The following is a 16,275-nucleotide window of genomic DNA, read 5'->3' on the forward strand; positions in this document are numbered from 1 at the left end:
CTCGTTCTAACGGCCCTGCAGCGTGACGGTGGCGGGCCGCAGTCCTTCGGCCGTGGCCCGCACCGTGATCGCGCCGCGCTGTCCCGGCCTGGCGCGCACGATGGCGAGCGCCAGGCCGTTGAAGGCGGCACGCTCCGGCGACTTGAAGGATTCCAGGTTGGTTGGATCGCCGTTGTCGGTCGCCACCAGTTCACCCGGGCCTTCCACCGTGAAGCGGATGCGCTGGTCGGCGCGCGGCGCGGTCACGCCGTTGGCGTCCGTCACGCGCACCGTGATGAAGGACAGGTCGCGGCCATCGGCGGCGATGGTACCGCGGTCGGCGCTGGCCTGCAAGGCGGCTGGCGCCTGCGCCGTTTTCACCGAGGAGCGCGCCCATTCCTTGCCGTCCTTGTAGGCGATCACGCTGATCTCGCCCGGTTCGTAGACCACGTAATCCCAGCGCAGACGGTATTCGTACGGCGCCTTCTTGCGGCGGCCCTGCGATTTGCCGTTGACGAACAGCTCGGCCTCGTCGCCGGAGGTGAACAGATGCACGGGTGTGACTTCGCCCACGCGCTCTGGCCAGGTCCAATGCGGCAGCAGATGCGCCAGCGGCAGGTCCGGGCGCCAGCGCGACTGGTACAGGTAGTAGCGGTCTTTCGGGAAGCCCGCTAGGTCGATGATACCGGAGTAGGAGCTGCGCGCGCCGTAGTAGGGTGTCGGCTCGCCCAGGTAATCCCAGCCGGTCCACACGAATTCGCCGGCCACGTAGGGATTCTGGTCCTGCGCCGCCCACGAGCGGTCGGCCGAGCTGCCGAAATCGGCGGCGAACAATTCGTAGGCGCTGACTTGCTGGCGTTTCGGATCGCCGCCGACGCCAGGACGTACCGGCGCGCTGTTCACGCCGGGCACCGGGAACTGGTACTCGCCACGGCTGCTCAAGGCCGAAGCGCTTTCGCTCGACATGATCATCTTGTCGGGGAATTTCTGGTGGAATCCCGGGAACTGGCCGGGCAGGCTGCGGATGCCCGCGCCCTGGTAATTCAGGCTGATGACGTCCACCGTCGCCGGCAAGGCCATGTCAGGCTTGGCGTAGTTCATGGCGCCGGTGATGGGCCGTGTCGGGTCTTCCTCGCGCGCGATGTTCACCAGCCTGGTGCCGATCGCCGCGCCGGCCTCGCCGGTGTATTGTTCGCCCACCTCGTTCCCCACGCTCCACATGATGATGGACGGGTGGTTGCGGTCGCGCCGCAGCATGGCGCGCAGATCCTGCTCGTGCCAGTCGGGGAAGATCAGATGGAAGTCGAGCGGGGTTTTCTTGCGCTCCCACGAATCGAAGACTTCGTCCATCACCAGGATGCCCATGCGGTCGGTCAGTTCCAGCAGCTCCGGCGCGGGCGGATTGTGGCTCATGCGCACGGCGTTGGCGCCCATTTCCTGCAGCATCTGCAGCTGGCGTTCGGCGGCGCGCACATTGAAGGCCGCGCCCAGCGCGCCCAGGTCGTGGTGGTTATTGACGCCGTTGATCATGATCTTTTCGCCGTTGACGAACAGGCCGTGGTCCGGATCGAAGCGCAGCGAGCGGATCCCGAACGGTGTTTCGTACGTGTCCACGGCCTTGCCGTCGCGGCTCACCGTGGTCACGGCGACGTAGCGGTGCGGGCGTTGCCGCGGCAGCGGTCCCCACAGGCGTGGCTGCGCGATGCGCGTGTCCGCGTTGACGGTGGCGCTGCCGCGTGCCGCCACGGTGACGCGTTGCGCGGGCAGGGTGGCGACGGCGGCGCCGGTGCGCTTGCCATCTTCGTTCAGCAGGTAGAGCTGCGTGCGGACCTCCAGCGCGGCCGCCTCCTTGCCGTCGTTGTCGACGGTGACGGCCAGTTCCACCTTGGCCGCCTCGCGCGAGACCTCCGGCGTGCGCACCACCGTGCCCCAGTGGGCGACGTGCACCGGATCGTTCACGCTCAGCCACACATTGCGGTATAAGCCGGCGCCCGGATACCAGCGCGCCGATTCGGCCGGATTATCGAGCCGTATCGCCAACTGGTTGCTGCCACCCGGCGCAAGGTAAGGCGTCAGATCGAGCCGGAACGAGTTGTAGCCGTAAGGCCAGCCGCCCACCAGCCGGCCGTTGAGCCATACGCTGGCGTGCGACATGGCGCCGTCGATGTCGAGGAAGATGGACTTGCCCTTGTCGCGCGCGGGAATGTCGAGTTTTTTGCGATACCAGACCGGCCCCCAGGTGGTCAGCCGTCCCATGCCGCCGTACGGGCCGGTGGCGAGGAAGGGGCCTTCGATGGCCCAGTCATGCGGCAGCGTGACGGCGCGCCAGGTGCGGTCGTCGAAGTCCGCGCGCAGCAGCGGCGGCGCCACGGCGGGATCGGTGGACGGGCGTTGCGCGCGCCGGGCCGGATCCGCCACGAAGGCGTTGCCGCTCGGGAGTATCCATGGCTTCAGCAGACCATCGGCGGGACGCTGGAGTTTTTCCGCCTCGTCGGGACGGGCGTCGGCCACCTTGCCGTCGGCGCTTTGGCGGATTTCGGGTCGCACGTCATATTGCAGCAGCGCGGCATAGCCCTCCGGGTCGCCGCGCTGGAAGCGCCAGCCTTCGTTGAGGGACTGGCGTTCCGCCAGCGCAGAGAGGGGCAGCAGAGCCAGGCCCAGCAGGCCGGCGCCAATCAAGCGATGCATAATGTCTCCTTTTAATTCGAATAATGATAGCGCAACCATTTTGGTTTGTCAGTTAGAATGATTTCGATATCAACATCCCGAGAGAAAAGATGCCCGCAAGCCCTGTCACACTGATCGATGTCGCCAAGTCGGCCGGCGTTTCCCCGATTACCGTGTCGCGCGCCCTCAACGAGCCGCACCTGGTGAAACCGGCGACACTGGCCAAGGTACAGGAGGCGGTCAAGCGCACAGGCTACGTCAAGAATATGCTGGCAGGCGGCCTGGCCTCCAGCCGCAGCAAGCTGGTGGCGCTGGTGCTGCCGACCATCTCGACCCAGACCTTTGCCGACATGGTGCAGGGCGCGACCGACCGCCTCACGGCGGCCGGCTACCAGCTGCTGCTGGGTATCGTGGGTTATGAGACCTGGCGCGAAGAGATGCTGGTCGAAACTGTGCTGAGCCGCCGTCCGGACGGCGTCATTCTCACCGGCTCGCTGCACACCGACAGCACGCGCCAGCGCCTGCTGCAAATCGGCACGCCGGTGGTGGAAACCTGGGACATGACGCCGCACCCGATCGACATGGTGATCGGCTTCTCGCACGAGGAAGTAGGGCATTCCTGCGCCGCGCATCTGCTGGAGCAGGGCTATCGCCATTTCGGCATGTTGACCGCGAACGACCCGCGCGCCGGCCAGCGTAACCAGGGCTTCCAGGTGACGCTGGCCCGCCAGGGCATCAACGTGGTGGCTTCGCATACGGTGCAGGCGCCGGGCGGCCTGCCGCAAGGGCGGCTTGGCGCGGTGACGCTGCTGGATCAGCATCCGGAGCTGGACGCCATCTTCTGCAGTTCGGACACGCTGGCGCACGGCGTGCTGATCGAGGCGCAAAGCCGTGGCCTGCGTGTGCCTGAGGATCTGGCGATCATGGGTTTCGGCGATCTGAATTTTTCCGCTTACACCAATCCGCCGCTGTCCACCGTCAAGGTGGATGGCGCCAAGATCGGCGGCATGGCGGCGCAGGCCTTGCTGGATCGTCTGGGCGGCGACGAGTCGGCCGAGCGCATCGTCAACACCGGTTTTGAACTGATCCAGCGCGGCAGCACTTAAAGTTCCGCCAGCCGGCCGCGCAGGTCGGCGGCGCGTTCGCGCAGCGCCGTCAACGCGCCATCGTCCATGCGGCGCAGCTGCTGGTACACCATGCCGAGGCGATGGTTGCCGGCCAGCTGGCCGCGATGGCGGTCGAAGAAGTCCCAATACAAGGCGTTGTACGGGCAGGCGCGTTCGCCCACTCGGGCTTTTTTATCGTAGTGGCATCCCTTGCAGTAGTCGCTCATGCGGTCGATGTAGGCGGCGCTGGAGACGTAAGGCTTGGTGGCCAGCAGCCCGCCGTCCGCGAACTGGCTCATGCCCAGCGTGTTGGGCAGCTCGACCCACTCGAAGGCGTCGATGTAAATCCCGAGATACCAGTGGTGCAGTTCTTCCGGCGACAGCCCGGCCAGCAGCGCGAAATTCCCGATCACCATCAGGCGGTTGATATGGTGTGTGTGCGCATGCTGCAGCGACTGGCCGATCGCGGCGGCCACGCAGCGCATGCGCGTCTGTCCATCCCAGAACCACGGTGGCAGTGGCGCATGGTGATCGAAGGCGTTGAGTTGGTCGTAGCCCGGCATGCGATGCCAGTAGACCCCGCGCACATATTCGCGCCAGCCGAGTATCTGGCGGATGTAGCCCTCGGCCGACGCCAGCGGCACCGCGCCGTCGTGGTAGGCCTTCTCCACCCGTTCCACCACGGTGCGCGGCGACAGCATCTTGACGTTCATCGCGAACGACAGCAGCGAGTGAAACAGCCTCCAGGCCTTGACGCTCATCGCATCCTGAAAGCGCCCAAAGTGAGGCAGCGCCTGCTCGACGAAGCGCTCCATTTGCAGCAAGGCCTCCTCCTGATTCAGCGGCCACGCGAATTGCGCGGCGTTCGGTTCGCCAAAACTGCTCGCCCCGGATGCCTGGATGGTTTGCCACAGCGCGCTGTGATCGTGCCGGCCGCGCAGGTCCGCCGGCTCCCACGGGATGCCGTTCCACGCCTCGCGGTTGTCGTGATCGAAGTTCCATTGCCCGCCGGCGGGCTTGCCGGTGTCGGACATCAGCACACGGTGGCGCGTGCGCATGCGGCGGTAGAACTGCTCCATGAGCCAGTGATCGCGGCCCGCGAAGAGATGGGCGGCTTCGTCGCGCGCGATGTAGAAATGCTCGGTGTCGTCCATGCCGGACGGGATGGGGAGGGCGGCGGCATAGGCGGCCAGTTGCCGGTCCAGCCGCCACTCGTCGGGCGCCTGCCATGCGAATTCGGTGGCGCCGTGGTGCGCCAGCAGATAATCGAGATTGCCAGGCACCGTCTGGCGGTTGTCGGGATCGTCGATGGCGAGATAGTGCACGCGGTGGCCGGCGTCGTGCAATTGACGCGCGAAGTCGCGCATGGCTGCGAAGATGGCGATGATCTTCTGCGCGTGGTGCAGCACATAGTCGGTCTCCTGCCGCACTTCCATCATGACGTAGATCACGTCATCGTCGCGGCGGGAGAACCAGCTGTGTTGCGGATTTAACTGGTCCCCGAGAATTAGTCTGAGCTTCATCGGGGCGAGTTTACTATGGATCAGAACTCCGTGGTGGCGGTCAGCCCGAAGGTGCGCGGTGCGCCCGCGACCAGGTAGCCGGCGCCTTGCGCGCCGCCAGCCGAAGCCCAGTAGTTCCTGTCGGTCAGGTTGTCGACGCGCGCGCGCAGGATCACGCTGTGGCCATCCACTTTCAGATCGTAGCGCACGCTGGCGTCGAGGCGATTCCAGGCCGGCAGGTTTTGCGTGTTGGCGGCGTTGACCGCTTGCGAGGCCGTATGCAGCGCGCGCGCCGACAGGCTCAAACCGCGCACACCCGGCACGTCCCAGTCCACACCGATGTTGGCTTGCGTGTCCGGTACGCCGATGACGTCCTTGCCGTCGGTCAGGCCGCCGGCGGTGCGACGCTGGGTGGCGTCCAGCAGGGTGAAGCCGCCCAGCACGCGCAGGCCGCGCAGCGGTTCGCCATAAGCCGTCACTTCCAGCCCGCGGTTGCGCTGTTCGCCATCGATACCGAACACCTTGGTGGCCGGATTGAGCACGCCCAGCGGCTGGCTGGTGGTGAACAGCGCGGTGCTGGCCCCATAACGGCCGCCATCATATTTCACGCCGATCTCCTTTTGCACCGATTTGTAGGGCGCAAAGATCTGGCCGACGTTGATCGCGGTCGATCCGGCAATCGCGCCTTGCTGCAGGTTCTCGACGCGGTTGGCATACAAGGACACCTGTGGCGTCAGCTTGTAGACGATGGCGGCGATCGGCGTGTTGGCGCTTTCGCTGTAATAGGCGCTTTGCTTGTTCGTGTTGTAGGCGTAGCCGACCTGCTTGATGTTCTGATGACGCAGGCCCACCGTCAGCAACACGGTGTCGTTGAGGAAGCCCATGCTGTCGACCGCAGCCTGGCTCACCAGCGTGACGTTGTTGGTGGTGCGTGGATCGGCCAGGGTGTTGCCGAAGGTGGTCAGTGCCGGCAAGGCCAGAACCGGCGGTTGATACAGTGTGGTGTTCTGGTATGCCGAGGTGGCGTAGGCGTTGCGCGAATCGAGATCGAAGCCGGTGGTGGTCAGCGCCAGCTTGTGGCTCACCGGGCCGCTGCGCAGGGTGGCGCGCAGTCCCAGTTCGCCGGTCTTGATGTGGTCCTCGCGCGCATTGTCGAAGCGGCGGATCTGTCCCGCGCCGCTCGCGGCGGACAGGTTCAGCGTGCTGGCCAGGCGGTTCAGTTCATGGCCGCGGCGTGCGCCGAAGGAGGCCCATGCCACCACGTCCTTGCCGATGTCCCATTCGCCGCGCAGCGTGCCGAAGACATCGCGCTCGCTGGAGAAATCCCACGGCTGGCCGTAGTTGGCCGAGGCGTCCGGCGCCGCCGGCACTGTCAGGCCGGCCGCCACGTTGACCGCCGGACGGGCGCCATGCAGTTCGCTGTCCTGCCAGCCCAGGTCGGCCGAGAGGCGGAAGCCCCGGCCGCGATAGTCCGCGCCGATGGCGGCCAGTTGCAGTTCGCGCCGTTCTTTGTCGATGCCGGTGCCGCCCTTGCGTTGCGCGGCGTTGATGCGGACGCCGACGCGGTTCTCATCGCCGAAGCGGCGCGCGATGTCGGTGGCGAGATAAGTCTGTTTGCCGGTCTGCAGGCCGGCCGACACCTCGGTCAGGTCCTGGTTCGGCGCGCGTTTCGGCAGCAGGTTGATGGCGCCGCCGATGCCGCCCCCCGATGGCGAGGCGCCGTTCAGGAAGGTGTTCGCGCCGCGGAACACCTCCACCCGTTCCAGCAGTTCGGCCGCGATGTACTGGCGCGGCAGCACGCCATTTAAGCCGTTGTAGGCCAGGTCGTCGGAATTGAGCGGGAAGCCGCGTATCACGTACAGCTCCTGATAATTACCGAAGCCGCGCGCCACACGCACACCGGGATCGCTTTGCAGCACGTCGGCCACGCTGTGGGCCTGCTGGTCCTGGATGAATTGCTGGGTGAAGTTGGTGCTGTTGAATGGCGTGTCCATCACCTCCATGGTGCCCAGCAGGCCCACGCGGCCGCCCTTGGCGACCTGGCCGCCGGCGTAGGTTTTCGACAGCCCGGCCGCCGAGGCGTCGGCGCTGGCGCTGACCACCACGGTTTGCACCGTGTCGTCAGTGGTTTGCGCCAGGGCGGGCAGGGAAGAGAGTGAGGAGAGTACGAGAACGGGAAGACGGCGCATGGTGCAATACAAGGATGAGAATGATTGCTATTATCATCCATATTGCACCGCTTGTGGTCTGCCTAAAGTAAGGGAGCGGTCACGCCACGCACGCCCACCAGCCCGAGGATGGTCAGCATGACGTTCTGCGGCGCGGTGTGCGCGCGCTGCGCGGACCACCATTCCAGCTTCTCGGAGTGATAGCCGCCCGAACTGCCGCCGCCGGACATTGTGATGGCCGGGATGCCAAGGCTCATCGGCAGATTGGCATCGGTGGAGTGCGCGCCGTCCAGTAGCGCCGGCCGACCTTGCACCGTGGCCGCCGCCAGCGCGGCCTTGACGATCAGCGAGTCCTTGTCCATCTGGCCCGCCGGGCGGTCGCCGATCAGCGCCACCTCGGCGGTGATGGCCTTGCTGTTCCAGCGCTGGTTGGTGTCGTCCACGGCTTGCCGGATGGCGTCCTTGATCTGCTGCTCGACCTTGGCCAGCAGCGGCGCGTCGGCCGAGCGGATATCGATCAGCAGCGAGGCTTTCGCCGCGATGCTGTTCACCGACTGCCCGCCTTGCACCACGCCGACGTTGAACGTCACCTTCGGCTGCGCCGGCACGCGGATGTCGTCGATGCGCGCGATCGCGCGGCCGGCCGCGTGAGTCGCCGACGGCAGGCCGAAGCCCTCGTAGCTATGGCCGCCGGGTCCGCGCATGGTCACCTTGAAGCGGCGGCTGCCGGTGCCGATGTAGGTCACCGGGTCGCCCTCGGCGCCCAGCGCCGGCTCCAGTCCGATGAAGGCCTTGATGTCCTTGCGCTGGCTGAACAGGTACTTCACGCCTTTCAGGTCGCCCAGGCCTTCCTCGCCGACGTTGGCGACGAAGAGCACATCGCCCTCGGTCTGCACGCGCGCGTCGCCCAGCGCGGTGGCGATGGCCAGCATCGCCGCCAGCGAACGGCCGTTGTCGGCGATGCCGGGCGAGTAATAGCGGCCATCCTTCTCGCGCACCGTGAGGTCGGTGCCGGCCGGGTAAACGGTATCGAGGTGCGCGGCCAGCACCACGGTCGGCCCTTTGCCGCTGCCGTGATAGGTGCCGAGGACGTTGCCTGCGCCGTCGATGTGCACATCCCGCAGGCCGGCCGCCTTCAGGCGTTCGGCGTAGTCGCGGGCGCGCGCGCCTTCGGCAAAGGTGGGCGCGGGTATGGCGTTGATGGCCAGCGTGTTGGCCGTGGTGGTGGGCTCGTTCTTTTCGATATAGGCCAGCGCCTGTTTCACCGCCGGTTGCGCGGCGATGCGCGCCATTTCCTGTTCCTGTGCGTGCGCGTGGAAAGCCGCAACGATGGCGAGGCCGCTTAACAAATGCTTCATGATGCTCCAGTGCTTGAGGGGAGTCCGGCGATCAGCGCCATCAGCGCTTCCACGTCCAGCGGTTTGACAAAATAGTGATCGAAGCCGGCCGCGCGGGCCTGCTCGCGGTCCTCGCGCCGGCCGTAGCCGGTGACCGCCACCAGCGTCGCGCGCCCGGTTTGCGGCAGGCCGCGCAGGCCGCGCGCCAGGTCGTAGCCATTGATGTCGGGCAGTCCGATATCGAGCAGGCAGAGTTCCGGCGCCACCGCTTGCGCCAATTCCAGCGCCTTCAACGCGCTGTGCGCCACGCTGACGTGATGGCCGGCGGCTTCCAGCAGCAGTTGCAGCGTTTGCGCGGCATCGATGTTGTCGTCCACCACCAGCACCCGCATCTTGCGCGCCGGCCTGGTCTCCAGGCCCGGGCGCGCGGTCGCCGCAGGTTGATGCTGCGGCGTGCCGGGCAGGGTGATGGTGAAGGTGCTGCCTTTTTGCTCGCCCTCGCTCTCGACACTGACGCTGCCGCCATGCAGCTCCACCAGCGATTTCACCAGCGCCAGGCCCAGTCCCAGCCCGCCTTGCGAGCGGTCCGAATTGCGGGCAGCCTGGGCGAACAGTTCGAACACGTGACTGCGCAGCTCCGGCGACATGCCGATGCCGTTGTCGCTGACGATCAGCTTGACGTTGGTGCCGTCGGCGCGCGCGGTCAGTTTGATCGCGCCGCCGGCTGGCGTGTATTTGGCGGCGTTGTTCAGCACATTCACCAGCACTTGCACCAGCCGTTTATGGTCGCCGGTCACCACCAGCGGGAACGGCGGCAGTACCACCTCGAAGCTGTGCTGGCGCGACTTGAGCAGGGGCTCGGCCTGCTCGACCGCGTCCGCCACGATGCGCGCCACGTCCAGCGGCGCGCGCGTCAGCGTCACCAGCCCGCGCGTGACGCGCGACACGTCCAGCAGATCGTCCACCAGCCGCGTCATGTGATGCACCTGCCGCACGATGATGCCGGCGGTGCGCTGCACGGCGGCCTCGCTGGCATGACCGCTTTGCAGCAGCTGGGCGCCGGCGCTGATCGGCGCCAGCGGGTTGCGCAGCTCGTGCGCCAGCATGGCCAGGAATTCGTCCTTGCGGCGGTCGGCCTCGCGCAGCTGGCTTTCCGCCTTCAGGTGCTGTAGCTCCTTTTCCTGCAAGGCCTCGGCCATGGCGTCCAGCGCGCGCGCCAGTTCGCTGATTTCTTCCTTGCCGTAGACGATGCCGCTGCGCGCCTCCAGCGTGCCGGAGGCGATGCTGTTGGCGGTGTTGGCCAGGCGCTTCACGCGGCGCAGCACCAGCACGTCGCCGACGAACCATGCGGCCAGCAGGGCCAGGCCGATGGTCGCGGCCAGCGCCATCAGGTCCAGCATCTGGTCGTGGTTCGCGTTGGCGGTGATTTCCTTGAGCGGTATGCCGATGGTGACGGTGTAGTCGGACAGGCCGTTGCTCCCAACGCGGGCAAAGCGGTGCAGGCGCTCGATGCCGTCCGGCCCGACCAACACCACCGGCTTGCCCGGTTCGGCCGCCATGGCGTTGCGCATCTCCGGCGAGACCTGCTTGCCGAACCACTGCTCCGGGTTGGGCTTGCGCGAGATGATCTTGCCTTCCGAGTCGGCCGTCAGCAGCAGCGAGCCGGGCGAGAGCTGGATGTCGGCGACGAAGCGATCGAGCCGCGTCAGGTCCAGCGCCGCGAACACCACGGCCTTGACGCGCTGCTCGTCGTCCAGCACCGGGTAGGTGAGGTTGACGGTGTGCTTCTGGATCACGCGGCCGAAGATGTAGCCGCCGGCGACGAAGCGGCGCAGGTGCACGGCGCGCCGGAAGTGCGAGCGGTCGGCCAGGTTGACCGGGGTCTTGGACGGCACGGCGCTGCAGGTGACGTCGCCATTCAGCTGGATCAGCCCAAAGTTGACGTAGTCCGGGTTCAGGCGCTGGATGTTGGCCAGCAGGCGGCTGCAGTGGGCCTGGTCGCCCATCAGGTCCGGGATGCTGGCCAGGTCGCGCAGGATCTGGCGCGCGCCGGCCAGCGATTGCGCCTCGTTGGCGGCGGCCAGGTTGGTCAGGCGCTGCAGGTTATCCTGCGCCACTTCCACCGCGTGCGCTCGTTCGCGCGCGCCGTTGATGAAGGTCATGACCGCGATCGGCGCGATCGCCAGCATCACCAACAGCAGCAGGCGGCTGCGCAGGGTATTCAATTGGAAAAGCAGGAAGGCCATGCGCGTGGTCAGGCCGCGTGGTAGAGCTGATTGCCGAAATCGACCAGCGCCCGCACGCCGCGGCGCAAGGTGGCGACGTCGTCGCAGATGTAGCCGATGCGGATGTGGCCGGGCACGCCGAGCGCCTCGCCCGGCATCAGTGCCACGCCGCGCCGGTGCAGCAGCTGCTCGCTGAAGCCGATGCCGTCCATGGTCAGGCGCGAGATGTCGCCCCACAGGTAGGGGCCGGAGGCGGGGCGGCGCATGGCCAGCCACGGCACGCCGGCCACCAGCTCCAGCACCAGGTCGCGCCGCGCGCGGTATTCCTCCAGCATGGCGGCCGGCTCGCCGCTTTCCAGCGCGGCTGCCAGCGCCAGTTGCGTCAGCATCGGCGCGGCGGCGGTGATCGGGCCTTGCAGCGTTTCCATCGCCGTCACCAGCGGCGCCGGCGCCACCGCGAAACCGGCGCGCCAGCCCATCATGGCGTGGCTTTGCGAGACCGAGTACAGGGTGACCACGCCCAGCTCGCGCCAGTCCGCGCGCGCGGCCAGGCTGGTGTGGCCGCCCTCGAAAATCAGTTGGTCGTAGCTCTCGTCGACAATCGCGCGGGTGCCGGTGCGCCGCAGCCAGGCGGCGACGCGCTCCACCTCGGCCTCGCCCAGTACCATACCGGTTGGGTTGTGCGGGTTGTTGAGGATCAGGATGCGCGCCGGCGGCAGGCTGTCGAGCAACTGGTCGGTGATTTCCTCCGGCAGGTCCACCAGCACCGGCCGCAGTTCCAGCAGTTTGCAGGTGGCCACGTAGGCCGGCCAGTGCGGCTTGAAAATGATGACGGCGTCGCCCGGATCTGCCATCGCGTACAGCGCCTGGTACAAGGCCTGCTTGGCCCCGTTGGTGACCAGGATCTCGTCCGGCGTGGCCGGAATACGGTTTCGGGCGGCCACGTAATTGGCCAGCCGCGCGCGGATGCGGGCGTCGCCGCCGACGGCGGTGTAGGGCAGGGTGGTCTGCTCCAGGCCTTGCCGCACGGCGTCCAGTGCGGCCGGCGGCGCAGGGAAGTGCGAGATCGCGATGGAGAAATCGATCACCGCCTCGCCGCGCGCCTTCATGGCATCCACCCGGCCGTGCATCGCGGTGGTGGCGAGCGGCTGGGAGCGGGAAATGCGACGCGAGATGTCCATGGTGATTCTTTTCGGGAAAGATTTATTCTACTTCAATTGGCGGCCCCGGCAAGGTGCTGCGGGGCAATCGTGCGTGGCCTCTGGTATCCTATTGGTCTTGACTAACGAGGATTTTATGCAGTTCAAAACAACAACAGTCCGCCGCGCGCTGGCGCTGGCCTTTATCGGCGCCGCGGGCGCCGCCACCGCGCAAGCGGAGGACATCATCAAGATCGGCCACGTGGCCGCCACCTCCGGCCCGATCGCCCACCTGGGCAAGGACAATGAGAACGGCGCCCGCATGGCGGTGGAGGAGTTGAACGCCAAGGGTGTGCTCATCGGCGGCAAGAAATACAAGGTGGTGCTGCTGGCCGAGGACGACGCCGGCGATCCGAAGCAGGCCACCACGGTGGCGCAAAAGCTGGTGGACGCCAAGGTGCAGGGCGTGATCGGCCACGAGACATCGGGCACCACCATTCCGGCCTCGCGCATGTACTACGATGCCGGCATTCCGCAGATCACGCCGTCGGCCAGCTCGCCGCAGTACACGCGCCAGCGCTACAACACCACCTTCCGCAACATCGCCAACGACGAGCAGCTTGGCCCCGCGCTGGCGCGCTACGCCATGCAAAACATGCAGGCCAAGCGCATCGCCGTGGTGGACGACCGCACCGCCTACGGCAAGGGGTTGGCCGATGAATTCAGCAAGACCGTCAAGCGCACCGGCGCCGCCAGCGGCGCCAGCATCGTCTCCACCCAGTACACCAACGACAAGGCCACCGACATGACGGCCATCCTGACCGCCATCAAGGCCACCAAGCCGGACATGGTGTTCTTCGGCGGCATGGACGCGGTGGCCGCGCCGATGCTGCGCCAGATGAAGCAACTGGGCTTCCCGGTCAAGTTCATGGGTGGCGATGGCATGTGCTCGGACTCGGTGCCGCGCCTGGCCGGCGACGGCATGAGCGATGGCCAGGTGATCTGCGCGGAAGCGGGCGGTGTCGAGCCGTCGCAGGAAAAAGGCATGGCCGATTTCCGCGCCGCGTACAAGAAGAAGTACGGCATCGAGGTGCAGACCTACGCGCCGTACACCTACGACGCGCTGATGACCATGGTGGCGGCCATGCAGAAGGCCGGCTCGCCGGACCCGGCCAAGTACCTGCCGGTGCTGGCCAGGATCCAGTACAAGGGCGTGACCGGGAATATCTCGTTCGACGAGCGCGGCGACGTCAAGGACGGCGTGCTGACCATCTTCACCTTCAAGGGCGGCAAGCGCCAGAAGCTGACCGTGATGAAGTGAATCAGACCCCGGGCGGCGGGCCGCCGGCGCCCGGACCGCCCGGGCCACCGGGACCGCCTGGGCGCGGACCCCAGCCGCCGCCTTCTTCCTTGTCGCCCGACGAGCTGGCGCCGCCGAAGCGGTACGACAGGCCGACGTAGAACACGCGGCCGTCGAAGCGGCGGGTGCTGGTCTCGCGCAGCGTGGCGCTGTTGATCACGGTCTCCATCTTGTTGGTGTTGAACAGATCGGTCACGTTGGCCACCAGCGTCAGTTGCGGCGTCAGCGTGTGGCGCCAGCTCATGTTGAACGTGTGGTTGGGCGAGCGGTAGCCCTGGCCGGACAGGGTCTTGCCCATCATTTGCAGCGCCATCTGGATCTGGTTGGCGGCGTCGTACTGGTAGTTCAGCCGCGCGCGCCCGCTGAGCGAGTTGGCGGTGCGTGTCACCAGCACGCCGGTGTCGTCGTAGAAGCTTTGCTGGGCGCGCGCCAGGTTGCCGCTGGTGTTGAGCGTCAGCGATGGCGTCAGCTTGCCGCTCACGGTGAATTCCAGGCCGCTCGAATGACTGCCTTCGCCGTTGGCCTTGGTGGTCAGCAGCACGTTGGGCGCGATGAAGTAGCGGTAGTCGACGATGGCGTCGGTGTCGCGGCGGTAGTAGCCGCGCAGATTGGTTTCCAGGCCGCCGAACTTGGTCTCGTAGCCGATTTCAAACGAGTCGGTCTTGGTCGGCTTCAGGTTCGGGTTGCCCGAGGAGACGTTGAATTCGTCGCGGTAGGTCACGTACGGATTGAGGTCGTTGGCGTTCGGGCGGCGGATGCGGCGCGCGTAGGCGAAGCGGATGTTGGCGGTGTCGGTGGCCTTGTAGGTGGCGAAGAAACTCGGTATATAGTTTATATAATTATTGTTGGCCTTGACGCCGCCGGTGATCTGGTCGATGTCCATGTCGGTGTATTCCGCGCGCAGGCCGGCCAGCGCGCCCCAGCGCTCGTTCAGACGCATCTGGTAGGTGCTGTACAGCGCGTACACGGTTTCGTCCAGCTCATAGGCGTTGGTGCGGCCGGGATTGACCTTGGCCGCGCCGGTGGCCGGATCGATATCGGTGTACAGCGTGTCGAAGCTGGTCTTGTTGGTGGCGATCTTGTAGCCGGCCTTGGCGGTGCCGCCCCACAGCGGGCGCTCGTAGTCGCCGGTGAAGTCGACGATGCGGGTGCTGTTCTGGCTGAACTGGGTGGCGCGCGTGTCGGGCGTGACCGGGACGGTGTAATCGTTGTTGTAGGCGCTGGTGTTCTCGTTCTCGGAGGCCGAGACGCGCAGGTCGATCTTCAGCGTTTCGCCCGGCAGCTCGCCCTTGTGGTCGTAGCGGCCGCCCCAGGCGAAGTTCTTGCTGTCGCCGGTGCGCACGGTGCTGCGCACGTAGTCGCTGGCGGGGCTGAGGCTGGTGGCGCCATAGACGTAATGGTCGTTGGCGCGCTGGTCGTTGGTGCGGCTGTTGTAATTGGCGCTGGCGGTCAGGGTGTCGGTCTGGTTGAGGTTGTAGCTGACCTGGCCGTTGACGGCCGCCATGTCGTTCAGGCCGCGGCCGGACGATTGCTGGCTGCTGTGCACGAACTGGCCGGTGCCGGGGTCGAGCCGGTCGCGCGTGACGTCGGCCACCGAGTTGCGGCCGTCGTGGCGCACGTTGGCGCTGCCCTGGAAGCCCCACGGGCCCTCGTTATACGTGCCGTTGACGGCGCTGTTGTAGCGGCCGGCGGTGCCGGCGTTGCCGTTGACGGTGGCGAAGCCGCCCGGCTTGCGGTTGCGGCGCATCACCAGGTTCAGGATGGGGCCGCCGCCGGCCTCGTTGCCGAACTGGGCGCCGGGATTGTTGATCACCTCCACCGACTCGATATCGTCGGCCGCCATGGCTTGCAGCGCCGGCCCGCGATTCTCGCCCTGCAGCATGGCCGACGGCTTGCCATCCACCATGATCTGCACATTGGTGCTGCCGCGCAGGGTGACGGTGCCGTCCGGGTCCACGTTCACGGACGGGACATTGTTGAGCGCGTCGGCGGCGGTGCCGTTGGTGCTCGATATGTCGGACTTCACATCGTAGACCTGGCGGTCGATGCGGTTGGTGGGACGCTCCGCGGAAACAGTTACCTCTGGAACGACCGGGGCGGCCTCCTTGGCCTTGGTGGTCGTGGCTGGCTTTGCGGCTGGCTTTTCGGGAGTGGTGGTTTGGGCGTAAGCTGGCAGAATGGCGCTGCCGGTCAGGCAGCAGGTAAGCAGTATCTTTTGCATGGTTTCGACGGCACACCGTCATGGTACGGTAGAGTTGCCATTATATCAGTGCGTTTTCGGGCAAATAAGCGCATTTACGCTTCTTTACCTTAGCTTTACAGAGAGAGGAACATGGCATGGCACGCGGCACCGCGCACATTGGCAACGACCATTACACCACCCGCATCGAGGTCGGCGGCCACGCCCTCGTCGGCGACGAACCCGAGCGCAACGGCGGCGGCAACGCCGGGCCGGCGCCGTACGACTACCTGCTGGCGGGACTGGGCGCCTGCACCGCCATCACCCTGCGCATGTACGCCGACCGCAAGCGGTGGCCGGTGGAGGCCATCGACGTCGACCTGCACCTGACCCATGGCGACGACGGCGCCATGCTGGTCCGCCGCACGCTGACGATCAGCGGCGCGGTCGACGACGGGCAAAAGGCGCGCATGGCGGAAATCGCCGAAAAGACCCCCGTCACGCTCACCCTCAAGGCCGGCCTGCGGATCGATACGGCGCTGGCCTGACCTGGATCAATATATAAGCCGATAAACGGCACAGGATGACCTCTCGCGCGCAACGCGGCGGGAGG

General features: G+C 66.6%; 10 protein-coding genes. 3 read left to right on the top strand and 7 right to left on the bottom strand.

The features are described from left to right. Positions 1-6: 6 nt before the first annotated feature. On the bottom strand, positions 7-2,667 hold the full coding sequence (gene galB / locus FHW83_RS17010) for a beta-galactosidase GalB (RefSeq protein WP_176647528.1): 2,661 nt from the start codon (positions 2,665-2,667) through the stop codon (positions 7-9). 89 nt (positions 2,668-2,756) lie between these two features. Between galB and FHW83_RS17015 the strand changes: the two genes are divergently transcribed. Further along, on the top strand, positions 2,757-3,752 hold the full coding sequence (locus FHW83_RS17015; protein ID WP_176647529.1) for a LacI family DNA-binding transcriptional regulator: 996 nt from the start codon (positions 2,757-2,759) through the stop codon (positions 3,750-3,752). On the opposite strand, the gene FHW83_RS17020 is transcribed toward FHW83_RS17015, so the two are convergent. The 5 genes from FHW83_RS17020 to FHW83_RS17040 all read right to left on the bottom strand — a co-directional run bounded on the left by FHW83_RS17020 (position 3,749) and on the right by FHW83_RS17040 (position 12,165). Then, entirely contained in the window at positions 3,749-5,275 is a 1,527-nt protein-coding gene (locus FHW83_RS17020; RefSeq protein WP_176647530.1) for a cryptochrome/photolyase family protein, read from the bottom strand. The genes FHW83_RS17015 and FHW83_RS17020 overlap by 4 nt on opposite strands. Before the next feature lie 20 nt (positions 5,276-5,295). Continuing rightward, positions 5,296-7,443: a TonB-dependent siderophore receptor gene (locus FHW83_RS17025; RefSeq protein WP_176647531.1), complete on the bottom strand. Its 2,148-nt coding sequence runs from the start codon at positions 7,441-7,443 to the stop codon at positions 5,296-5,298. 62 nt (positions 7,444-7,505) lie between these two features. Next, positions 7,506-8,780: a M20/M25/M40 family metallo-hydrolase gene (locus FHW83_RS17030; RefSeq protein WP_176647532.1), complete on the bottom strand. Its 1,275-nt coding sequence runs from the start codon at positions 8,778-8,780 to the stop codon at positions 7,506-7,508. Continuing rightward, positions 8,777-11,005, bottom strand: a complete 2,229-nt coding sequence (locus tag FHW83_RS17035) for an ATP-binding protein (RefSeq protein ID WP_176647533.1) — start codon at positions 11,003-11,005, stop codon at positions 8,777-8,779. Before FHW83_RS17035 ends, FHW83_RS17030 begins: the two co-directional genes overlap by 4 nt. An 8-nt stretch (positions 11,006-11,013) precedes the next feature. Continuing rightward, positions 11,014-12,165 (bottom strand): pyridoxal phosphate-dependent aminotransferase, encoded by a 1,152-nt coding sequence (locus FHW83_RS17040; protein WP_176647534.1) that lies wholly within the window; start codon positions 12,163-12,165, stop codon positions 11,014-11,016. Positions 12,166-12,280: 115 nt separating this feature from the next. On the opposite strand from FHW83_RS17040, the gene FHW83_RS17045 reads away from it, so the two are divergent. Continuing rightward, positions 12,281-13,444, top strand: coding sequence for a branched-chain amino acid ABC transporter substrate-binding protein (locus FHW83_RS17045; RefSeq protein ID WP_176647535.1), 1,164 nt, complete (start codon positions 12,281-12,283; stop codon positions 13,442-13,444). Between the two features lies 1 nt (position 13,445). On the opposite strand, the gene FHW83_RS17050 is transcribed toward FHW83_RS17045, so the two are convergent. Beyond that, on the bottom strand, positions 13,446-15,704 hold the full coding sequence (locus FHW83_RS17050) for an outer membrane beta-barrel family protein (protein WP_176647536.1): 2,259 nt from the start codon (positions 15,702-15,704) through the stop codon (positions 13,446-13,448). A gap of 116 nt (positions 15,705-15,820) precedes the next feature. Here FHW83_RS17050 and FHW83_RS17055 point away from each other — a divergent pair, with 116 nt between their 5' ends. Continuing rightward, on the top strand, positions 15,821-16,210 hold the full coding sequence (locus FHW83_RS17055; RefSeq protein ID WP_176647537.1) for an OsmC family protein: 390 nt from the start codon (positions 15,821-15,823) through the stop codon (positions 16,208-16,210). Positions 16,211-16,275: the final 65 nt, after the last annotated feature.

This window comes from Duganella sp. SG902 (assembly GCF_013376005.1).
Taxonomy (GTDB): domain Bacteria; phylum Pseudomonadota; class Gammaproteobacteria; order Burkholderiales; family Burkholderiaceae_D; genus Rugamonas.